This window comes from Microbacterium sp. EST19A (genome assembly GCF_019969685.1).
Lineage (GTDB): Bacteria > Actinomycetota > Actinomycetes > Actinomycetales > Microbacteriaceae > Microbacterium.
This window is the reverse complement of the sequence record NZ_JAHXYZ010000002.1, coordinates 523,478-543,404: the sequence shown is the minus strand read 5'-3', so window position 1 is coordinate 543,404 and position 19,927 is coordinate 523,478. Positions and strand designations below refer to the sequence as shown.

Genomic DNA, 19,927 nt, shown 5'->3' with positions numbered 1-19,927 from the left:
TCGCGCGCTTAGGCTGACGACGTCATGCCAGCCCGAGTTCACGCCATCATCGTCGCGCGCCCCGGATCTTCTGCCCGCGCGCAGCTCCTCCGCACTCTCGACGCCGTGCGGTCCCAGACGGCACCGCCGTCCGCCGTGACGCTCGTCATGTGCGGTGATGCGATCACGGCCCGCGAGAGCGAGACGGTCGCCAGCACGGTCGAGGGCATCATCGAAGCGCGCTCCACGACATCGTTCGCGGAGGCGGTCGAGCTCGCGCGTCCTCGCGTCGCAGACGGATCGGCGATCTGGCTCCTCGCGCAGGACACCGCGCCGCATCCGCGCGCCCTGGAGCGTCTGACGGGGATGCTGGAGCGCTCGCCGTCCGCGGCCATCATCGCGCCGAAGCTCGTCGCGACCGACAACGAGCGCGAGATCGTCTCCCTCGGCGTGAGCATGACGACTCTCGGTCGGTCGGTCGAGCTCGCGGCCGGCGAACTCGATCAGGGACAGCACGACGGCATGGACGACGCCCTCGGCGCCGACATCCGCGGAATGCTCATCCGCGGCGAGATCCGCGACTCCCTTCGTCCTGACCCCGCCCTGGCGGGCGCCGATGAGGGGCTCGACCTGGGCGTGCGCGCACGGCTCGGCGGCGGCCGCGTCGTGCTCGCTCCGACCGCGCGGATCTCCGTGTCGCCGGACGGTCCCGCTGCCCTCCCGACGGGGTCGTCTCGTCGCGCCTACGTCCGACGGCTCGCCCAGCTGCATCGACGCCTCGCCTACGCCCCCGCGCCGGTGGTGCCGCTGCACTGGCTGGCCCTCCTTCCGCTGGCGCTCTGGCGATCGATCACCGACCTCATCGGCAAGCGACCGGAATCGGTGATCCCCGAGTGGGCAGCCGCACTCACGGCGATGCTCCGCTTCGGGGCCATCGCGCGCTCGCGCGCCGGCATCCGCTCCTTCCGCTCCTCCGGCTGGGCGAGCATCGCGCCGCTGCGGGTGACCTCATCGCAGCTGCGCCGTCGGCTCGACGACGGGCACGGCAGCGAGGGCGGCGCGGTCAGCGAACTGCGGTTCTTCTCCGGCGGAGGAGCATGGACCGTGCTGGCGGCCCTGGTCGTCAGCATCGCGTCGTTCACCACCGTGCTGGCATGGCCGGCCGTGGGCGGTGGCGCTCTGCTTCCGCTGCGCGAGACGGTGGCCGCACTGTGGGGCGACGCCGCGTGGGGGCTCCGCAGCGTCGGCGTCGACCTCGTCGGCCCTGCCGATCCGTTCGCGGCGGTCGTCGCGGTGCTCGGCACCCTCTGGCCGGCCGCTCCCTCGTTCTCTCTCGTCCTGCTCTGGATCCTCGCCCTCCCGCTCGCGGTGCTCGGCGGCTGGTTCGCCGCGACCCGTGTCACCGACCGTGCGGGCCTGCGGATCTTCGCCGGTGTGGCATGGGCGATGGCGCCGACCTTCCTGACCGCGCTCGTCGACGGACGGCCCAGCGCCGTGCTCGTGCATCTGCTGCTGCCGTGGCTCTTCCATTCCGCCGTCGTGGCGCACCGGTCGTGGGGCGCGGCGGGCGCCGCCTCCCTCCTCCTCGCCGCGGTCGTCGCCTGTGCGCCCTCGCTGGCACCGGCCCTCGCTCTGCTGCTCGTCGTCGCGATCGGCATCACCCTGGCGACCGCGCAGTTCCGCGGGGCCGGCCGGTTGCTCTGGCTGCCGCTTCCCACGGCTGTGCTGTTCGCCCCGCTCGTGTTCTGGCAGCTCGCACACGGCACACCGCTGGCCCTCCTCGGCGATCCGGGAATGATCTGGGCGGGTCCGCAGGCCTCCGCCGACGCGGCGGGCCGACTCGCGATCGCGACCGGCTTCCCGACGGTCGACCTCGCCGGCTGGACGGTGCTGGCACCCGCGGCGATCGGCACCTGGGCGCCCCTGCTGTGCGCGCCGATCGCGCTGCTCGCCCTCGTATCGGCCGTCGCACCGCGCTGGCGCGCGGGGATCACGCTTCTCGTCGTCGCGCTGGCCGGAGTGGCGACCGCCTTCCTCGCGGTCGGCATCACCGTCAGCTTCACGCAGGGGACTCCGGTCGCGATCTGGCCGGGCGCCGGATTGAGCCTCGCCTGGATCGGCGTGGTGGGAGCCGCACTGGTCACCCTCGACACCGCGCTCACCCTGCCGCGACTGCGCCTGCTCGCCACCGCCGTCGCCGCAGTGGCCCTCGTCGTGTGCGCCGTGCCGGCCCTCACGGCGTTCCACACGGGGCGGTCGGCTCTGACCAACGGCCCGGTGTCGACGCTGCCCGCATATGTCGCCGCGCAGGCCGCGGGGGATCGGCCGATCGCGACGCTCGTGCTCACTCCGCAGAACGACGGCGGTCTCGCGGTCGACGTCGCGTGGGGTGCGAGTGAGACGCTGGGTGCGCAGTCGACGATGCTGACCACGGCCGTCGAACCCCAGGGCACCGACATCAGCTCTCTCGCCGTCGACCTCCTCTCCGCCCGCGACTTCGACGCGCCGGGAGAGCTCGCCGCGCAGGGGATCAGCTACGTGCTCCTCGCGCAGATCCCCGGCGGCGAAGGCGATCAGGCACGCGCGCTGCGGACCACGGCCGTCACCTCGATCGATCAGCGCCCGGGTTTCGTCCACGCCGGCACCACCGATCGCGGCGTGCTCTGGCGCCTGGAGGCGGATGTCGCCGAGCCGGAGTCGTTGACGTCGGTCCAGCAGGGCAATGCCCGCCTGGTGATCACCCTGCAGCTCCTCTTCGTCTTCGCCGCTCTGCTCCTCTCCGTCCCGACGCGTGCGTCGCGTCGCGCAGCGCGGGCCCAGTCGCGCATCGTCGGTCGGGTCCCGGAGGAGCCGCTCGTGCTTCCTCGGCATGCCGAGGATCGCGACGACGAGGTCGCCGGCGTCGCCGAGGCGACGGTGCCGACGGTCGCGACCGGGGAAGCCGAGGACGCGATCTCCGACGATCCTCTCGTCGGTGTCGAACCGATCGACGAACCGCCTGCTGACGAACCGCCCGTCGATGAACCGCTCGTGGACGAACCGCCCGTCGATGACGCCGGCGCAGACAGCGATCCGGAGCAGGCCGCACCGACATCCGACGACCCGGCTGAGGAGGAAAACCGATGAACGGCACCCGCGCGTTCCGAGTCGCCGCCACCGGCGCACGCGTCGTCACCGGCGTTGCCGTCGCCGTGGCCTGCGTGGTCGGCGTCGTCGCCGCGATCCATGCACCGTGGCCGAGCGTGCGGCACGATCCGGCCCAGGTCGAGGTGACTCCGCTCCCCGGTGACACCGTGCTCGTGTGCAACGGCGATCTGCGTGCTCTGGGTCGTGATTCCTCGGCGCCGCTGGACATGCGCTCCGCCGCGTCGCCGCGACTCACCCAGGCAGGCACGTCCGGCACGCCGGCCACGCGGACGCTCGAGGCGCCCGATCTCATCGACGCCGGAGACGTCCGCGTGCTGACCGGCGCGGTCGAAGGGCGCAGCGCCCCGATGCTCGCGGCAGCGGAATCCGTATCGATCGCCGAAGAGGATCTCGCCGGGTTCGCAGCTCTCGCCTGCGGCGAGCCGCGTCTGGAATCCTGGCTCGTGGGCGGCAGCGTCGGCACGGGCACCGAGGACATCGTGATCCTGACCAACGCGGGTGAGGTGCCGACGACGGTCACGCTCTCGGTCTACGGCACGACGCGCAGCTCCCGCACCGTGGTGGTGCCGGCCGGCACGCAGTCCGCGCTCCCGCTCACCTCCATCGCCGCGGGAAACGAGGCGCCCGTCGTCAAGGTGAACGCCGTCGGCGCGCCCGTGCGCGCCGTGCTGCAGTCCTCCGTCGTCCAGGTGCTCGACCCCGCCGGCATCGATCTGCAGGATGCCGTCGCCGGCGCCCAGCAGAACGTGGTGCTCGCGGGGGTGCAGGCCTTCCCGGTCGAGGGCGACGAAGCCGACATGACCGTGCTGCGGCTGCTCGCTCCCGAGAACGACGCGCAGGCCCGCATCATCGCGCGGTCGTCGGGATCCGGCGCCGCGGCGACCGAGTTCACGGTTCCGCTGACCGCCGACACTCCCGCCGACGTCTCGCTCAGCGGGCTCGAACCGGGCACCTACACGGTCGAGGTCGAGGCCGACGCCCCGGTGGTGGCCGCGGTGCGTCAGCAGGACGGGTCGGGGCTGGACTCCGACTTCGCGTGGGTGACCCCGGCGCCCGAGATCGATGCCGAGGTGCTCGTCGCCGTGCCGGAGGGCCCGACGCCTCAGCTGCAGCTCGCGAACACCGCCGACGCGGAAGCGACGGTCAGCCTCGAACCGGTCGACGGCGGCGACGCGGAGGAGATCGTCGTCCCGGCGGGGGAGTCGGTGAGTGTCGACCTGGAGTCGAACACGACCTACCGGCTCAGCCCCAACGGAACCGTCCACGCAGCGGTGACGATGACCGCGGCCGCGGCGCTCGCGGTGCTGCCGGTCCACCCCGGTGCCGGCGCGGAGCAGGCGATCACCGTCTACCCCTGAGCGTCGTGCTCAGTGGTCGTGGCCGAGATCCCACGGCTCGCGCCCGACGTACTCCGCGGCAGCGCGGAACACGGCGCTCTCGATCGCCATCCGCCGGTGCGCCGCGTCGTCGTGACCCGGCGGGAGCAGCCTCTCGATGGGTAGACGGAACAGCACGATCCGACGGTTCTCCCGGTCGAGATACCAGCGTGGCACCTCGTCCGTGGCCTCGAAGGCGGGGATGGCACCGATCTCGAACCGCACCTCCTGCAGCTCCGGCCAGGTGCCTCGCAGGAACTCGACGGCGGTCCCCACGGTCAGATCGAACCTGTCGAGTCGGCCGTCGAGGGGAGCGAGCGGAGGACGCACGACCTCGCTGCGGCCGAGGCGCCCGTGCCGTCCGTGCCTGGCTCCGCGCCGAGGGGCTGCGGAGGCGCGAGCGGTTCGGCGACGGGGCATGACGAAAGTCTAGGCGGTGCGGGTGTGCGCGGCGCGGCATCCGTCCGCCCGCGTCGGGGCGTCGTACTGTTGCGGTGATGGACGGACGACTCTGCTCGAAGGTCGGCTGCGCGCGAGAAGCGGTAGCCACGCTCACCTACGATTACGGCGACCAGATGGCCGCGCTCGGACCGCTCGGCGCGCCGAACGATCCACAGGCGCATGACCTGTGCTCCCCCCACGCGGATCGGATGTCGGTGCCGTCGGGTTGGATCGTCGTGCGGCACGAGGCCCTCCGCGCCTGACGCCATGCCGGCATACCGCCGACACGCGGCGGATGACCCGATGTCCGCATTTCGCGACTGGCATCCTGTCTGCGGGCGTGTCAAGGCGGCGGGTCCGGAAAGGCAGCCGTGATCGTCTGGCGACGCTGGATCTTCCCCCTCCTTCTCGTCCTGGTGTTCGGAGCCTGCGCCGCAGCGCTGGTCAAGATCGCGTTCTTCCCCGACCGCGCGGAGAGCATCGTCAGCCCGGAGTCGGGGATCACCGATCCGATCGTGGCCGTGGAACGCGGCTCGGTCGTCAACGCGCTGAGCCTCACGGGGAACGTCGCGCGGGATGACAGCTACGCCGTGCGGAGCGAGCTGAACGGCACGGTTCTCGCCGTCCATGTCGCGGAGGGTGCGTCGGTCGCAGCCGGGCAGAAGCTCTTCACCATCCGCCAGGATGACCCGCGCAAGGACATCGACGTGCTCGCCCCGGAGGCGGGCGACGTCTCCGAGATCGCCCTGGTCAAGGGGCAGGTCGCAGCCGTCGGCGCCGAGTCGTACAAGCTGACGCCGGCGCGGTACCACCTGCTGGCGACCGTGGAGCCCGTGCAGCTGTATCGGCTGGTGAACGCGCCGACCGAGGGCACCGTGACGATCGCGGGCGGCCCTGCCCCCTTCGTCTGCACGGGGGTCGGTGTGCAGGTCAGCGCCGAGGGCACGGCGAGCGTGCGCTGCGCCATCCCCACCGATCAGACGGTGTTCGCTGGTCTCCCCGCGACCATGGACCTCGCTCTCGGCCAGGTCGAGGACGCCCTCGTGGTGCCCGTGACGGCCGTGCAGGGCGGTGCAGCGTTCGGAAACGTGTGGGTGGATGCCGGTGATGGATCCGATCCCGAGGAGCGCGCGGTGAAGCTCGGCGTCAACGACGGCGAGATGGTCGAGGTCACCGAGGGGCTCGAGGAGGGCGAGAGCATCCGGCAGTTCGTGCCGGGCTTCGTGGCTCCCGTCGAGGAGTTCTGCTACGAGGTCTCGCCGGGCGTCGAGCAGTGCGACACCGGGACGAGCTGGTGACGCTCGTCGCGCTGGAGGCCGTCGCCAAGAGCGTGCTCCTGGCCGATGACTCGCGCCTCGAGATCCTGCGCGGCATCGATCTCGAAGTCGGGGCCGGTGACCACGTGTCCATCGTCGGACGCTCGGGGTCGGGAAAGTCCACGCTGCTCAACATCCTGGGCATGCTCGATTCCCCCACCTCCGGCACGGTCTCCTTCGAGGGCAAGGAGGTGCGCCGCATGCGCTCGGGCCGGCTCGATCGGCTGCGCGGCGACAACGTGGGCTTCGTGTTCCAGCAGTTCAACCTGCTGCCGGGGCGCACGGCGATCGACAACGTCATGATGCCGCTGGGCCACGCGAAGGGGCGGATGTTCTGGAACCGCCGGCAGATCGCCGCGGACATGCTGGAGCGCGTCGGCCTGGGCCACCGGGTCGATCAGGTCGCCGACCGGCTGTCCGGCGGCGAGCAGCAGCGCGTGGCCATCGCCCGCGCCCTGGTGCGCCGCCCGGTGCTGATCCTCGCGGACGAGCCCACGGGTGCGCTCGACATCGACACGGGTGCCTCGGTCATGTCGCTGCTCGATGAGGTGGCCACCGAGACGGACGCCGCGCTGGTCACGATCACGCACGACCTGCACGTCGCCGCGCGCGCCCGCCGCCACTACCGTCTGGACGCGGGGATCCTCGCGCCCGCGGACCTCGGTCGGGCTTTCGAGGCGTCGACCCTCGCAGCGCCGGTGCCGAGCGCCGTGAACGGTCCGAGCGCGTGACCGGGTTCCTGGGGGCCCTGTCCGATGCCTGGGCGGAGATCCGCGTCCACAAGCTCCGCGTGCTCCTGAGCCTCATCGGCATCGCCGTGTCGGTGGGCGCGCTGACGGCCGTCGTGGCGATCTCCGAATACCAGCGCCAGTATCAGGCCGAGCAGTCCGACCGCTGGGGCGGGCGACCGGCGACGATCGTCGTCGGCGTCACCAGCGAAGACGGCAACCCGGTCGACATCGACGACTTCGACAAGCGCTTCACCCGGGCGACCGAGCGCTTCGACTTCAGCCACACGGCGCGCGTCGCGCAGGGGTTGATGGTCGGCGTGCAGCTCCCGGAGGGCATCACCGATGTGAACGCCCGGCTGATCGATCCGATGTACACGCAGATCCACCGCGAGCAGCTCCTCGAAGGGCGCTGGCTGCGTGACGCGGACAGCGAGGCGCTGGCGCCGGCAGCGGTGATCTCCGAGCCGCTCTGGGATCGGATCGGGCGGGTGCCGCTCAGCGGCCATCCGACGGTCACGCTCACCGGAGACGGCGGAGGCACCTATCAGGTCGTCGGCGTGGTGCCGCGCGGGGGCTTCGGCGATGAAGAGCTGCGCATCGACCTGCTCTACGACGCCTACCGCGATCGCGTCGATGCGCTGCCGGAGGACGCCTGGTCGCAGTACGAGATCTGGGTCGGTCCCGATCAGGCGGACGAGATCGGGCCGGTGCTGGCCATGGATCTCCGCGCCGGCCTCCCCGAGGGGCAGACCGTGTCGGTGAACCGGTCCGACTGGGGAGCGCAACCCGGGGCGATGGACGCGCAGGCGACGTTCGAGATGGTGACCGGCGGCATCGCGGCGCTGATCCTCGCGCTCGGGGCGCTGAGCCTCATCAACATCCAGCTCGTGGCGATGCGGCAACGCGTGCGCGAGATCGGCGTCCGTCGAGCGTTCGGCGCGAGCTCCGGTCGGGTCTTCTTCTCCGTGCTCCTCGAGAGCCTGGTGGCCACCACCGTCGCGGGAGTCATCGGGATCGCGATCGTCGTCGCCGTGCTCCGCTCCGACTGGCTGGTCACGACGATGTTCGTCGGGATGCAGGACGTCCCGCCGTTCCCGATGCGGGCGGCGCTCGTCGGCCTCATCGCGTCCGTCATCGTGGGCGCGGTGTCCGGATTCATCCCCGCGCTCGTCGCCCTGCGCGTGAAGGTGATCGACGCGATCCGCTTCTGACGCGCACCGGGTGGGCGGGCGACGTGCTGGGCGTGCAGCTCACTCCTCTGACGTCAGACGCCCACGCGGCGACCGGTGAGCTTCTCGGCCCGACGGTCGGAGTTCTCCAGTGCGCGGCGTTCGCGTTCCCGGCGCAGCACCGTGATGCCGATCAGCACCGCCTCCGGGTGCGCGGGAGGCATCGGAGAAACGAAGGGCGTCGCCTCGGCCAGCAGGTCGTGAGCGACCCTGGCCCTGGCGGACGGGACCATGCGCGGGGCGCTCTGCAGGAACTGCGAGATTCGCCGGGCCAGTCTGTCGGGTAGACGCGCGACATCGGCGATCTGCGCCCAGCCGGCGAGCTCCGGCGGGAGGATCGGCACGATCGGGACGAGCCGTGGCGTGCGCACGCGCTGACTGTACGTTCCGGCGACCAGGTCGCCGAGGCGCTGCGATCGGGCGTTGAAAGCGCCCGTGAGCACCGCGATGCCGCCGAACGTGCCGTAGATCTCCAGCACGCCGAGGAGCGCGCGGATGAATGCATGGCGGAATCCCGCGGCACCGCCGTCGACACGCACGATGCGTCCGCCGACGGCGAGCTTGCCGAGACTGCGCCCCTTCATCGCGACCTCGACGGTGATCGGCAGCACCACGAAGCTGACCACGAGGGCGGCGACCGTCGCGATGCGGTCGGTGGCCTCGCCGAGCACACCCGCATCGAGCAGCCAGACGCGGAGGAACAACCACAGGATGAAGACCGCGAAGCCCAGCAGCATGTCGATCAGCGCGCCCAGCGCGCGGAGCAGGAAGCCGACCGGCTGCACGTCGATGGCGACGGCCTCGCCGGAGAGCACCTCGTCGGACGCATCGATCGGGACGGACATGAGTACAGTAAATCAGGTGGATGCCGATGCGCTGTCTGATGCACGCCGTGCCGAATGGGAGCGGCTGGACGAACTCAGCCGCGCCCGGCTCGACGGAGCGGGCGTCGACGAGCTGATCGTGCGCTACCGCGCGGCATCCGCTGATCTCGCCGAGCTGAAGACCTCGGTGGGGGAGTCTCCGCAGGGCGCGTACCTCTCGACCATCCTGGTGCGCGCGCGGCTGCGCCTCACCGGGGCGTCCGACAGCATCCTCACGCAGACCGCGCGGTTCTTCAGCCTGCAGCTGCCGGCGGCCCTGTACCGGCTGCGCTGGACCACCCTGATCATCGCCGTCTCGTTCATCGCGATCGGGGTCGGCACGGCGGCGTGGATCGCGAACGATCCCGCACTCATCGCGACGCTCGGTCCGCCCGACGCGCTCGAGCAGTACGCCGACGAGAGCTTCACGGGGTACTACACCGAGAACCCCGCCGCGGAGTTCATGGGGATGGTCTGGACGAACAACGCCTGGATCGCGATGCAGTGCGTGCTGTTCGGCGTGACCGGGATCTGGCCGATCGCCATGCTCGTGCAGAACGCCATGGGCCTCGGTCTGTCGGGAGCCGTGATGGCCGCCCACGACAAGGCCGACATCATGCTCCTCTACATCCTCCCGCACGGCATGCTCGAGCTCACGTGCATCTTCGTGGCCGCAGCCGCCGGTCTGCACATCTTCTGGGCGTGGGTCGCCACGGGAGCGCGTTCTCGCGGCGAAGCGCTCGCGGAGGAGGGAAGGTCGCTCGCGACGGTCGCGCTGGGGCTGGTCTTCGCGCTGTTCCTCTCCGGCCTCGTCGAGGGCTTCGTCACCGGCTGGGCGCTGCCCTGGCCGGTGAAGATCGGCATCGGCGCGGCCGCGCTCGCCGTGTTCCTCATCTACATGCTCGTCATCGGCGGTCGGGCGCACCGCCGCGGCGCGACCGGAGACCTGGTCGAGTACGAGGCCGGCACACCCCGCCTCGTCGCCGGCTGATCACGCCTCACCGGCCAGCCCCGGACGGATCAGAGCCGGCCGGCCGCCTTCAGCTCGAGGTACCGGTCGGCGATGCGCGGCGGGAGCTCTTCGGGGTCGGCGGCGATCGCCTCGCCTCCGGCCCTGCGGATCGCATCCGCGACGTTCTCGGCATCCCGGAGGGTGCGCTCGGCCGCGGCAGCCAGATAGATCTCCTCGCGCGACCCGCGCTGCCGGGCGAGGTCGGCGATGTCGTCGTCGGTCACCGATCCCACGAGCACCGTCGTCGCACGCGACGCGTTCGGGAAGGCGCCGAGGAAGGCTCTGGCCGACTCCGCGGCGTCCTGCGCGGTGAGCACGACGATGAGCGACGGGCGGGTGGTCAGCGTGCGGACGGCGGCGAACGCGCCGTGCCAGTCGGTGTCGACCAGGCGCGCGTGCACGGGGGCCATGGCGTCCGTCAGCGCGGGAAGCAGGGCGTTGCCGTCGACGCCGGTCACCCGCCCGCGCACGACACGGTCGTACATCAGCAGGTGCACGTGATCCCCGGCGCGTGACGCCAGGGCCGCGAGCAGCAAGGCGGCTTCGAGCGAAGCGTCGACGCGCGTACCGTCGCCCACACGCGCGGCCGCCGTTCGGCCCGTATCGATGATGATGACCACGTGACGGTCGCGCTCCGGGCGCCAGGTGCGCAGCATCGTCGTGCCGGCGCGAGCGGTCGCGCGCCAGTCGATCGAGCGCACGTCGTCACCGCGCACGTATTCGCGCAGCGAGTCGAACTCCGTGCCCTGACCGCGCACCTGGATGCTGGTGTTCCCGTCGAGCTCGCGGAGCCGCGCCAGGCGTGAGGGGAGGTGCTTGCGGGAGGAGAACGCCGGCAGCACCCGGATCGCCCCACGCGCCCGGTGCCGGGCCTGCCGTCCGGCGAGACCGAGCGGCCCGCGCGAGCGGATCATCACGAACTCGCTCACCAGCTCGCCGCGGCGGCGGGGGAGCAGCGGTATCGCGACGCGGGCCCGCTCTCCGGGAGGGATGATGAGCTGCGGGCGCACCGGCGAAGCCCCGGCGGTCGGCTGCCAGGCGTCGCGGATCAGTGCGTGCAGCGTCCGCGTGCCGTGGTTCTGCACGGCGACGCTGACCGGAACCGGCTCGCCGATCCGCGTTCGCTTCGGCACACGACGGGTCACGGTCACCGCCCGCGGGCTGGCCGCGAGGGCGATGTCGATCCCCGTGAGCAGCGCGCACAGTGCGATCCACCCGCCGAACAGCGCGTACGCCGGATACCCCGCCAGTCCTCCGAGGACGAGCGGGATCACGCCCACGGCGAGAGCGATGGCGAGCCGACCGGTGACGAACACCTAGATCGGCACCCTGGTCTGCTGCACGACCGAGGTGAGCACGGCATCCGCCGACACTCCCTCCATCTGCGCGTCCGGTCGCAGCTGCAGGCGGTGGCGCCACACGGGCACGAGCATCGTCTGCACGTGGTCGGGAGTGACGGCGGTCGAGGCGTTGAGCCACGCCCAGGCCTTCGCCGCGGCGAGCAGGCCGGTCGACGCGCGCGGGCTCGCTCCGAGCTCGACGGACGGGGACTGGCGGGTGGCACGCGCCAGATCCACGACGTAGCCGAGAACGTCGTCGGTGACCTCGACGCGGCCGGCCGCAGCCTGCGCCGCGCGGATCTCGTCGGCCGTCACGACCGCTTCGACGCCGGTCAGCTCCCGCGGGGAGAAGCCCTCCGCGTGGCGGCGCAGGACCGAGACCTCGGCATCGCGCTCGGGCATCCCGACGACGAGCTTCATGAGGAAGCGGTCGAGTTGGGCTTCGGGCAGAGAGTAGGTGCCCTCGTGCTCGATCGGGTTCTGGGTCGCCGCGACGAGGAACGGGTCGGGAAGCGGCCGGCTGACGCCGTCGGCTGAGACCTGGCGCTCCTCCATCGCCTCGAGGAGAGCGGCCTGCGTCTTCGGCGGCGTGCGGTTGATCTCGTCGGCGAGCAGGATGTTCGTGAACACCGGCCCCGCACGGAAATCGAACTCGCCGGTGCGCGCGTCGTACACGAGCGATCCGGTGACGTCGCCGGGCATCAGGTCGGGCGTGAACTGCACGCGCTTCGTGTCGAGGCCGAGCGCGCGCGCGAACGAGCGCACGACGAGGGTCTTCGCGACGCCCGGCACGCCCTCCAGGAGCACATGCCCACGCGCGAGCAGCGAGACGAGCAGGCCCGTGACGGTTCCGGCCTGCCCGACGACGGCCTTGTCGACCTCGGTGCGGACGCGGTGCATGGCCTGACGCAGCGCGGCGTCGTCGGCGGGATGGTTCTCGACGGTCACGTTGTGCCCTCGGCTTCCGTGGGGTGGGATGGTTGGCGGGTGGTGCGCGTCGTCGCCTCGACGGCGGTCTCGAGCTCATCGAGTCGTCGGGCGAGCTCGACGAGGGCGGCATCGTCGGCCGGGAGCGGTCCGGCGAGCAGCGCCTGCAGGGTTCCCCGGGGGATGCGAAGGCGATCGGATGCCGCGTCGGCGACCTCGTCCGCTCCGGCGTGCACGGCGAGACCGAGACGACGTGCCAGACGACGCTGCGCCCCGTCCCGGAGCGCCTGACCGGCGTGCGGGGCGTCGGCTGCCTTCGCCGTCAGGCGTGCCCGTCCGTGCATCGTCTCCGACGCGCGCACCGTCACCGGCAGCGTCTCGGCGACGAGCGGACCGAAGCGCTGACCGCGCCAGACTGCGGCGGCGATCCCGGCGGCGAAGAGCAGCAGGATGGCGGGGGTGACCCACGGCGGTGTCAGGCTCCCGAGCGTGTCGGGCGATTGCCCCTCGATGTCGGTGTCGCTGAACGACGGCACGTACCAGACGACTCGCTCGGTCTGACCCAGGAGCGCCAGCGCGAGCGCGGCATTGCCGTTCTCGGCCAGGTAGGCGTTGCTGAAGAGCCTCGTGGCCTCGACGATGGACGTGTGGCGGCCGTCTCCGGAATCGTCGACGAGGACAGCGGCTCCGTCGGCGTCGCCGAAGCAGGCCTCGACGCCGTCTTCGGGGGAGAAGAACCGGTCGGCGCGGATGGTGCCGACGTCGGCGAATTCCGGAACGTCGCAGTCGGCGGAGGCGGGGTCCGAGTTGCCCGGAGCGTTCTCGCCGATGTCCAGCACGCTCAGCAGATGCGTGCCGGTCGAGAGGAAGACGACCCGGTCGGCGGGATCGAGCAGCTCGGCGACGGCGTCATCGGTCAGGGTGTACGGGTTCGTCATGACGAGCGTGGTGTCTTCGTCGACCGCCGCGCGCGCCTCGGCACGGGAGCGGTAGACCGACACATCGACGCCCTGGTCGCGCAGGATCTCGGCGAGAGCCAGCGCCCCGGAGTCGTCGCGACCTTCCGGATCCAGCGTGCCTCGGGCGCTCGGGCCGCTCGCGCTGACCTGGAGCGCGACGAAGGCCACGAGAAGGACGAGGGCGACGACGATGATCCATCCGACGATGGTGCGCGCTCGTCGCGGCCGGGCCTCGGCGGTGGACGTCGCCGGCGTCGCCTGGTCGATCACGCTCACGCGGGCACCGCCTCGGGGCGTCGCGTGCGCAGTCGGTCATCCGTCGCGGCGAGCTCGCGGTAGCTCTCCTCCGTGGCCGGATGCCGCAGGTAGCGGACGTCGTCGAACGACACCGCCGCGCCGCGCATCGCGGTCGCCTCGTCTGCGAACACGGCACTCGCCTCCCGCGCGATCGACTGCGCGGTCGCGCCGGGGGCGGGGTCGATGAGGTCCCTCTCCAGCAGTCCGCGGGCGATCGCGCGGTAACGCAGGATGGTCGCGGTGTCCCAGTCGCCGTCGCGCGCGCTGCGTTCGGCATCCGCTCGGAGCTGTGCGGCACTCCGGTCGTCGCTCTCGCCGAGGAGGTCGTTCCGCGCGCGGCGCACGGCCCGCGAACTGCGTGGCCGGCCCCAGATGACGAGAGCCGTGATGAGCGCCGCGACGATGATCGCGCTCACGATGATGAGCGCCCACGGTCCGACGTTCGCGCCGTTGTCCGAGTTGAAGAGGTCGGCGATGAACCGCCCGATGTCGCGCGCGACGAGATCGAACCAGGTCGGCTTGGCGTCCGCATAGCGCGGATTGGAGAGTTCCTCCTCGGCCCAGCGCCGTGCCTCGTCCCCGTCGGGGACGAACAGGTCGTCGAACGGTCGGATCATGCCGTGCCGTCGCCGCTGCCCGGAGCGGCCCAGCCGCCGTCGGCAGGCGCAGCCCACGGACTGTCGGTCGGGGGCGCGGGAGTCGCCGCAGGCGGTGCGGATGCCGCGGCAGGCGGCGCGGGAGGAGGCGGCGGTGCGGGGGCGAACGCGGGCGCCGGTGCGGACGGCTGCGCAGCGTAGGGCTGCGGAGCCTGTGCCGGATACGGCTGCGGACCCGGGTATGGCTGCGTCGCGTACGGAGGCGTACCGGTCGGCTGTGCTCCGTACGGCTGCGGAGCGTACGGCTGTGCACCGTATGGCTGTGCCCCGTAAGGCTGTGGCGCGGAGGGCTGTGCTCCGTAGGGCTGTGCGGGGTAACCCGGTGCGGCCGGCGCTCCGTACTGCGGGTAGGCGTATGCCTGCGTCATCATGACGTGCTCGGGCACCTGGCGGGGCGGGGGCGCATCGGTCACGGCGCGCGACGGATCGACGGCGAACGGGTCGTCGAGCTGATCCTCGGTCCACCCCAGCTCGCGGCGCTCCACGTGCGAGATCAGCGTCTGGTCGAGTCCTTCGTACCGCATCCGGCAGTCGAGGTAGACGAGCGCCGACCCGGTGCTCTGCACGACGAGGGTGATCGCCTGCAGGACGAGCAGCAGGATCTGCGGGGCGATGAGGGTGAAGATGAAGCCGATCACTGCGCCGGCGTCGTAGTCCCCGGTGGGGGCGATCACGGAACCGAGGAGCGAGCTCAGCATCGCCACCGGGAAGCTCACGACCTGCATCGCGAGACCCATGATCAGGCCGATCAGGGCGGTGACGCCGAACGCGACCCAGAACCGCCCTCGGGTGAGGCGCCAGGAGCGCACGAACGCGTCGCGAAACCGAGCACGCTCGAGCACGAGGATCGACGGCACGAGCAGCAGTTTGGTGCTCAGCCACACGATCAGCGGGATCGATGCGAGCCCGATGAGGATGCTCACCAGCACGACGATCCCGATCAGCTCGGCGCTTCCGCCCAGCCCGCCGGCGACGAACGCCCCGATGATCAGCGCGATGACGACGAAGAAGCCGAAGACGGCGACCACGGACAGTGAGGCGAAGCCGGCGAGACGCCAGAACGACGGCGCCATCTTGCGCCACAGCATCCCGAGCGTCGCCTTCACGCGGATCGACGCGTATCCGACCTCCGCGGCCACCACGCCCTGCATCATCGCCGTGAAGGCGATGGAGGTCAGGCCGACCGCGAGTCCCGCGATGACGTTGATCGCGATCGTGCCGGCGAGCACGGCCTCGAAGTCGGGCGAGGAGGGCGGCACCGTCTCGAGCCGGGAGAAGGTCGTGAAGAACACCACTCCCATCACGCCGGCGGTCACGATCACCACGATCAGCTGGATGACCACGGCGAAGCCGAAGAGAACCTTCGGATTGTGCCGGAGGGCGGCGAACGCCTTACCCAGCAGCATGCCGAATGTCAGTGGATGAAGCGGGATGATGCCCTTCTTCGGGGCAGGGGTCCATGTCTGGCCGCTCACAGCACTCCCTCCATCGTGCGCTCCCATCGTGTCATATCCCTGTCGGTGGTGCGCAGACCTGGGGACGGCGGTACTCGGTGCCATAAGGTAACAGTTATGACCTCACGCATTCTTGTGGTCGACGACGACACCGCGCTCGCCGAGATGATCGGCATCGTGCTGCGCACGGAGGGTTTCGAGCCGGTGTTCTGCGCCGATGGCGCCCGTGCGGTCGACGAATGGCGCACGCAGCGCCCTGACCTCGTGCTCCTCGACCTCATGCTCCCCGGCATGGACGGCATCGAGATCTGCACGCGCATCCGCGCCGAGTCCGGCGTGCCGATACTCATGCTGACCGCGCGGAGCGACACCGCCGATGTGGTCCGCGGCCTCGAGGTCGGCGCGGACGACTACATGGTGAAGCCCTTCAACCCCAAGGAGCTCGTCGCTCGCATCCGCACCCGACTGCGCCCGACGCCGCAGACCACGAGCGAGCAGCTGAAGGTCGGCGACCTCACGGTCGACGTCGACGCCCACGAGGTGCGCCGCGGCACGACGCCGATCGCGCTGACTCCGCTGGAGTTCCAGCTGCTCGTCGCGCTGGCGTCCAAGCCGCAGCAGGTGTTCTCCCGCGAGATGCTGCTCGAACAGGTCTGGGGCTACCACTACAAGGCCGACACGCGACTCGTGAACGTGCACGTGCAGCGGCTTCGGGCGAAGGTCGAGCTCGATCCGGACAACCCCAAGATCGTGATGACGGTGCGTGGCGTGGGCTATCGCGCCGGGAGCGTCGGCTAGGAGCACGATGGCCGCGACGACAGCGACCACCACGGCCGTCGCTGTCCTGCGCGACTGGCGGGGCTGGCCGACCGTGCTCGCGGCGCTGTGGCGTCGCTCGCTACGGTTCCGCACCCTGACCATCACGCTGCTCGCGACGTCGCTGGCCATCTTCATCACCTGCGTCACGATGGCTCTCGTCATTCAGAACGACCTCTTCGTGTCGCGGAAGAACGTCGCACTCGAGGATGCCCGCCGGGCCATCGACCAGGCGCAGGACATCCTCGATGTCGCCGAGGTCGGAGACGACCCGGCTGCCCTCACCGACCTGTGGAACAGCGTCCGCGACAATCTCGCGCGCACCTCGAGCAGCGATCAGCTCGCCGGGTTCAAGATCAACCTGGAATCCGACGGCCCGCAGCTGAGCGGCTTCACGGCCGGTCTGTCCGCGAATCAGTTGAGCCCGGAGCTCCGAGCCCGGGTCGTCGAGTTCGACGATCGGCAGGCGTGGCAGTCGGTGGCGCTCCCCGTCGCGGACGGCGGCGAGGTGCCGGGGATCGTCGTCGGGCAGCAGCTGAGCGTGCCCGAGTCGGGGCCGTTCGAGATCTACTTCGCCTACGACCTGCAGGATGCGAATCAGACGCTCGTGTTCGTGCAGCGCACCCTGTGGATCGCCGGGATCGGCCTCGTCGCGATCGTCGCCGCGATCTCGTGGATCGTGCTGCGCGCGGTGGCGACGCCGATCGTGCAGGCCGCCGAGACGAGCGCGCGGCTCGCGGCAGGCGACCTGGGCGTGCGCCTGGAGGTGCACGGCGAGGATGAGCTCGCCACCCTCGGGCGTTCCTTCAACGCGATGGCGGACAGCATCGAGTCGCAGATCAAGGAGCTCGGCGAGCTGTCGATGGTGCAGCAGCGCTTCGTGTCGGACGTGTCGCATGAGCTGCGCACGCCGCTGACGACCATCCGCCTCGCCGCGGACATGCTGAACGACCAGCGCGAGGAGTTCGATCCCACCACCGCACGCACGACCGAGCTGCTGCACACCCAGGTGCAGCGGTTCGAGACCCTCCTCGCCGATCTGCTCGAGATCAGCCGCTACGACGCGGGCTCCGTGCAGCTCGAGCTCGAGGCGACGAGCCTCGCGCACCTCGCCGAGGACATCATCGACCAGATGCATCCGCTCGCCGAAGGACGCGGATCCGAGCTGAGGCTCGTCGCGCCGGGCGGGTACTCGCCTGTGGACATGGACCCGCGACGGGTGCGCCGCGTGCTGCGCAATCTGATCGGCAACGCGATCGAGCACGGCGAGGGGCGGCCGATCGTCGTCACCGTCGACAGCAATCAGCATGCGGTGGCGGCCGGCGTCCGGGACTTCGGTCTCGGGATGGAACCCGCCGACGCCGAACGCGTCTTCGACCGCTTCTGGCGCGCCGATCCCTCGCGTCAGCGCACCATCGGCGGCACGGGGCTCGGTCTCTCGATCTCGCTCGGCGACGCGACCCTGCACGGCGGCACGCTCGGTGTCTGGTCGGAGCTCGGCGTCGGAACGAACTTCGTCCTGACGATCCCGCGGCACGGCGACGCGCTGGAAGGACCGAGCCCGATCCCGATCGAGCCCCAGGAGCCGCTCGCGGAAGTCGGCGATGCGACTCAGCCCATCTCCTGGGCGGAGCTTCCCGGATTGCTGAAGGAGCCGGACGATGACTGAGCGCAGAGCGACCCGGCTGCTCCGCGGCGTCGCGCTGGTCGTCGCCGCGCTTCTCCTGCCGGCGTGCGCCGGGCTTCCGACGAGCGGAGACGTCTCCGTCGGTCTCGTGCTCGGCGAGTCGGGTCAGGACGTCGACTTCCTCCCGGTGGCGTCGGGTCCGATCCAGGGCGCGGGGCCGCAGGAGATCGTGGAGGGCTTCCTCGAGGCGGGGATCACGACCTCCGACAACTGGGCGACCGCCCGCGAGTTCCTCGCGCCGTCGCTGCAGCGGTCATGGCGTCCGGCGGCCGGAGTGTCGATCGACGCCGGCACCGAGACGCGCGTCTTCACCTCCTCCGTCCCCTCGGACGCCGTGGAGGACGCCGAGAGCGCCGACGTGCAGGTGCGGCTGGATCTCGTCGCGATCGTCGACGAGGCGGGTGCGTACGCGGAGGCGCCCGGCTCATCGCCCACGATGTTCGCCCTGGAACGCGCGGATGACGGCGAGTGGCGCATCACGCAGGCGCCCGACGGTATCGTCATCGATCAGCCACGGTTCGCGAACGTCTTCGAGGGCTATCCGCTGCAGTACTTCGACGGCGCCTGGTCCCGGCTCGTCCCGGACGTGCGATGGTTCCCGCGTCGCCAGAGTCCCGCGACCACCGTCACGCAGGCGCTGATCGACGGATCGCCCAGTCCCTGGCTCGACGCGGCGGTGCAGACCGCGTTCCCCGCCGACGTGCAGCTGGCGCAGGATGCCGTGCTCATCACGGATCAGGTCGCCGAGGTCGCTCTCACGCGCACCGCGGTCGGACTCGACCAGGTCACACTGTCCCGCATGCGCACGCAGTTGCAGGAGACCCTCAAAGCTGCCGGCGTCTCGGTGTCGCAGGTGCGTTTCGCCGTCGACGGACGCACCCTGGATGCCGGGGTCGTCGAGCTCGTCGATCCTCCCGCCGACGTCGGGACGATCGTCCTGCAGAACGGCACCTTCGGCCGGATCGTCGGGGATGAGGTCACGGCCATCCCCGCGGTCAGCGAGGGGATCGCCGCGATAGATCAGCCCATCGTCTCGATCGACGTCGCGATGGACGACTCCGAGGCCGCGGTGCAGCTGGCCGACGGTCACGTCTATCTGGTCGGTGACGGGAGCTTGAACGAGCTCGACGGGCGGCCGGGGCTCATCGAGCCCTCGCTGGACCCCTACGGCTACACCTGGACGGTCCCGGCCGGCGAGCCGGGTGCCGTGCAAGCCCGGGGGAGCGACGTCGAGCCGCACAACGTGGCGAACGCCTGGCCCACGGCCTCGTCCGTCTCCGACCTCCGGGTCTCGTCCGACGGTGCCAGGGTCGCAGCGGTCATCACCGTCGGGCAGCAGCGCTGGGTCGTGGTCGCCGCCGTCGTGCGCGACCCCGCGGGGATCCCGATCGAACTGGGCGACGCGAAGCAGGTCACGATGATCTCGGCCCCGGCCACCGGGCTGGCCTGGCTCGGCACCGAGCGATTGGCGATCCTCGTCGATCCGCTCGGACCGCAGGTCGTCACCCAGACGGTGGGTGGCCCCGGGACCGTCGAGGCCGCCCCCGAGGACGCGGTGTCCATCGCGGGCGCGCGGACCGTCGGCGGGCTGCGGGTCGTCGGCATCGGCGGACAGCTGTTCGCGCATGCCGGTTCGACTTGGCGGGAGATCGCGACGGGCATCTCCGTGCTCGCGACGCGTGCGGGGGAGTGAACCA

General features: G+C 71.2%; 17 protein-coding genes. 10 read left to right on the top strand and 7 right to left on the bottom strand.

What is annotated here, in order from left to right:
- Window positions 1-24 precede the first annotated feature (24 nt).
- The gene (locus LC452_RS12655; protein WP_223625883.1) at window positions 25-3,105 is read left to right on the top strand and encodes a glycosyltransferase; all 3,081 of its coding nucleotides are present in this window, start codon (window positions 25-27) and stop codon (window positions 3,103-3,105) included.
- Window positions 3,102-4,484 (top strand): DUF5719 family protein, encoded by a 1,383-nt coding sequence (locus tag LC452_RS12650; RefSeq protein WP_223625881.1) that lies wholly within the window; start codon window positions 3,102-3,104, stop codon window positions 4,482-4,484. The genes LC452_RS12655 and LC452_RS12650 overlap by 4 nt, the downstream gene beginning before the upstream one ends.
- Window positions 4,485-4,493: 9 nt before the next feature.
- On the opposite strand, the gene LC452_RS12645 is transcribed toward LC452_RS12650, so the two are convergent.
- A complete protein-coding gene (locus LC452_RS12645; RefSeq protein ID WP_223625878.1) occupies window positions 4,494-4,922 on the bottom strand; it encodes a hypothetical protein in 429 nt (142 codons plus the stop codon).
- 77 nt (window positions 4,923-4,999) lie between these two features.
- On the opposite strand from LC452_RS12645, the gene LC452_RS12640 reads away from it, so the two are divergent.
- The 4 genes from LC452_RS12640 to LC452_RS12625 all read left to right on the top strand — a co-directional run bounded on the left by LC452_RS12640 (window position 5,000) and on the right by LC452_RS12625 (window position 8,201).
- Entirely contained in the window at window positions 5,000-5,206 is a 207-nt protein-coding gene (locus LC452_RS12640) for a DUF3499 family protein (RefSeq protein ID WP_136055126.1), read from the top strand.
- Between the two features lie 108 nt (window positions 5,207-5,314).
- On the top strand, window positions 5,315-6,241 hold the full coding sequence (locus LC452_RS12635; RefSeq protein ID WP_223625876.1) for an efflux RND transporter periplasmic adaptor subunit: 927 nt from the start codon (window positions 5,315-5,317) through the stop codon (window positions 6,239-6,241).
- Window positions 6,217-6,990 carry an ABC transporter ATP-binding protein gene (locus tag LC452_RS12630; protein ID WP_223625873.1) on the top strand — a complete coding sequence of 258 codons (774 nt, stop codon included), beginning with the start codon at window positions 6,217-6,219 and terminating at the stop codon, window positions 6,988-6,990. Before LC452_RS12635 ends, LC452_RS12630 begins: the two co-directional genes overlap by 25 nt.
- Entirely contained in the window at window positions 6,987-8,201 is a 1,215-nt protein-coding gene (locus LC452_RS12625; protein WP_223625870.1) for an ABC transporter permease, read from the top strand. The genes LC452_RS12630 and LC452_RS12625 overlap by 4 nt, the downstream gene beginning before the upstream one ends.
- Before the next feature lie 53 nt (window positions 8,202-8,254).
- Here the strand turns inward: LC452_RS12625 and LC452_RS12620 are convergent, their stop codons facing one another.
- Window positions 8,255-9,064 carry an RDD family protein gene (locus LC452_RS12620; RefSeq protein WP_223625868.1) on the bottom strand — a complete coding sequence of 270 codons (810 nt, stop codon included), beginning with the start codon at window positions 9,062-9,064 and terminating at the stop codon, window positions 8,255-8,257.
- A gap of 16 nt (window positions 9,065-9,080) precedes the next feature.
- Here LC452_RS12620 and LC452_RS12615 point away from each other — a divergent pair, with 16 nt between their 5' ends.
- The gene (locus LC452_RS12615) at window positions 9,081-10,073 is read left to right on the top strand and encodes a stage II sporulation protein M (protein ID WP_223627656.1); all 993 of its coding nucleotides are present in this window, start codon (window positions 9,081-9,083) and stop codon (window positions 10,071-10,073) included.
- A gap of 29 nt (window positions 10,074-10,102) precedes the next feature.
- Here LC452_RS12615 and LC452_RS12610 read toward each other — a convergent pair whose 3' ends face one another.
- Genes LC452_RS12610 through LC452_RS12590 form a run of 5 tightly spaced genes read right to left on the bottom strand, consistent with a single transcriptional unit; the run spans window position 10,103 to window position 15,748 of the window.
- Window positions 10,103-11,410, bottom strand: a complete 1,308-nt coding sequence (locus tag LC452_RS12610) for a DUF58 domain-containing protein (RefSeq protein WP_223625865.1) — start codon at window positions 11,408-11,410, stop codon at window positions 10,103-10,105.
- A complete protein-coding gene (locus LC452_RS12605; RefSeq protein WP_223627654.1) occupies window positions 11,411-12,334 on the bottom strand; it encodes a MoxR family ATPase in 924 nt (307 codons plus the stop codon). It abuts the gene before it with no gap.
- A gap of 44 nt (window positions 12,335-12,378) precedes the next feature.
- The gene (locus LC452_RS12600) at window positions 12,379-13,596 is read right to left on the bottom strand and encodes a DUF4350 domain-containing protein (RefSeq protein ID WP_223625861.1); all 1,218 of its coding nucleotides are present in this window, start codon (window positions 13,594-13,596) and stop codon (window positions 12,379-12,381) included.
- The gene (locus LC452_RS12595) at window positions 13,593-14,234 is read right to left on the bottom strand and encodes a DUF4129 domain-containing protein (protein ID WP_223625858.1); all 642 of its coding nucleotides are present in this window, start codon (window positions 14,232-14,234) and stop codon (window positions 13,593-13,595) included. The genes LC452_RS12600 and LC452_RS12595 overlap by 4 nt, the downstream gene beginning before the upstream one ends.
- Window positions 14,231-15,748, bottom strand: a complete 1,518-nt coding sequence (locus LC452_RS12590) for a hypothetical protein (protein ID WP_223627720.1) — start codon at window positions 15,746-15,748, stop codon at window positions 14,231-14,233. The genes LC452_RS12595 and LC452_RS12590 overlap by 4 nt, the downstream gene beginning before the upstream one ends.
- A gap of 96 nt (window positions 15,749-15,844) precedes the next feature.
- On the opposite strand from LC452_RS12590, the gene mtrA reads away from it, so the two are divergent.
- From mtrA to LC452_RS12575, 3 genes are read left to right on the top strand one after another with little or no spacing between them, the layout of a single operon-like run.
- On the top strand, window positions 15,845-16,525 hold the full coding sequence (gene mtrA, locus LC452_RS12585; RefSeq protein WP_223625855.1) for an MtrAB system response regulator MtrA: 681 nt from the start codon (window positions 15,845-15,847) through the stop codon (window positions 16,523-16,525).
- 7 nt (window positions 16,526-16,532) lie between these two features.
- Window positions 16,533-18,212 carry an MtrAB system histidine kinase MtrB gene (gene mtrB / locus LC452_RS12580; RefSeq protein WP_223625852.1) on the top strand — a complete coding sequence of 560 codons (1,680 nt, stop codon included), beginning with the start codon at window positions 16,533-16,535 and terminating at the stop codon, window positions 18,210-18,212.
- Entirely contained in the window at window positions 18,205-19,923 is a 1,719-nt protein-coding gene (locus tag LC452_RS12575; RefSeq protein ID WP_223625849.1) for an LpqB family beta-propeller domain-containing protein, read from the top strand. The genes mtrB and LC452_RS12575 overlap by 8 nt, the downstream gene beginning before the upstream one ends.
- Window positions 19,924-19,927 lie beyond the last annotated feature (4 nt).

Excerpts from the sequence above, each read along its gene's own strand:
- LC452_RS12640 (WP_136055126.1), top strand. The coding sequence starts at position 5,000 with ATGGACGGACGACTCTGCTCGAAGGTCGGCTGCGCGCGAGAAGCGGTA.
- LC452_RS12575 (WP_223625849.1), top strand. The coding sequence starts at position 18,205 with ATGACTGAGCGCAGAGCGACCCGGCTGCTCCGCGGCGTCGCGCTGGTC.
- mtrB (WP_223625852.1), top strand. The coding sequence starts at position 16,533 with ATGGCCGCGACGACAGCGACCACCACGGCCGTCGCTGTCCTGCGCGAC.
- LC452_RS12650 (WP_223625881.1), top strand. The coding sequence starts at position 3,102 with ATGAACGGCACCCGCGCGTTCCGAGTCGCCGCCACCGGCGCACGCGTC.
- LC452_RS12595 (WP_223625858.1), bottom strand. The coding sequence starts at position 14,234 with ATGATCCGACCGTTCGACGACCTGTTCGTCCCCGACGGGGACGAGGCA.
- LC452_RS12620 (WP_223625868.1), bottom strand. The coding sequence starts at position 9,064 with ATGTCCGTCCCGATCGATGCGTCCGACGAGGTGCTCTCCGGCGAGGCC.
- LC452_RS12645 (WP_223625878.1), bottom strand. The coding sequence starts at position 4,922 with ATGCCCCGTCGCCGAACCGCTCGCGCCTCCGCAGCCCCTCGGCGCGGA.
- LC452_RS12655 (WP_223625883.1), top strand. The coding sequence starts at position 25 with ATGCCAGCCCGAGTTCACGCCATCATCGTCGCGCGCCCCGGATCTTCT.
- LC452_RS12605 (WP_223627654.1), bottom strand. The coding sequence starts at position 12,334 with ATGCACCGCGTCCGCACCGAGGTCGACAAGGCCGTCGTCGGGCAGGCC.
- mtrA (WP_223625855.1), top strand. The coding sequence starts at position 15,845 with ATGACCTCACGCATTCTTGTGGTCGACGACGACACCGCGCTCGCCGAG.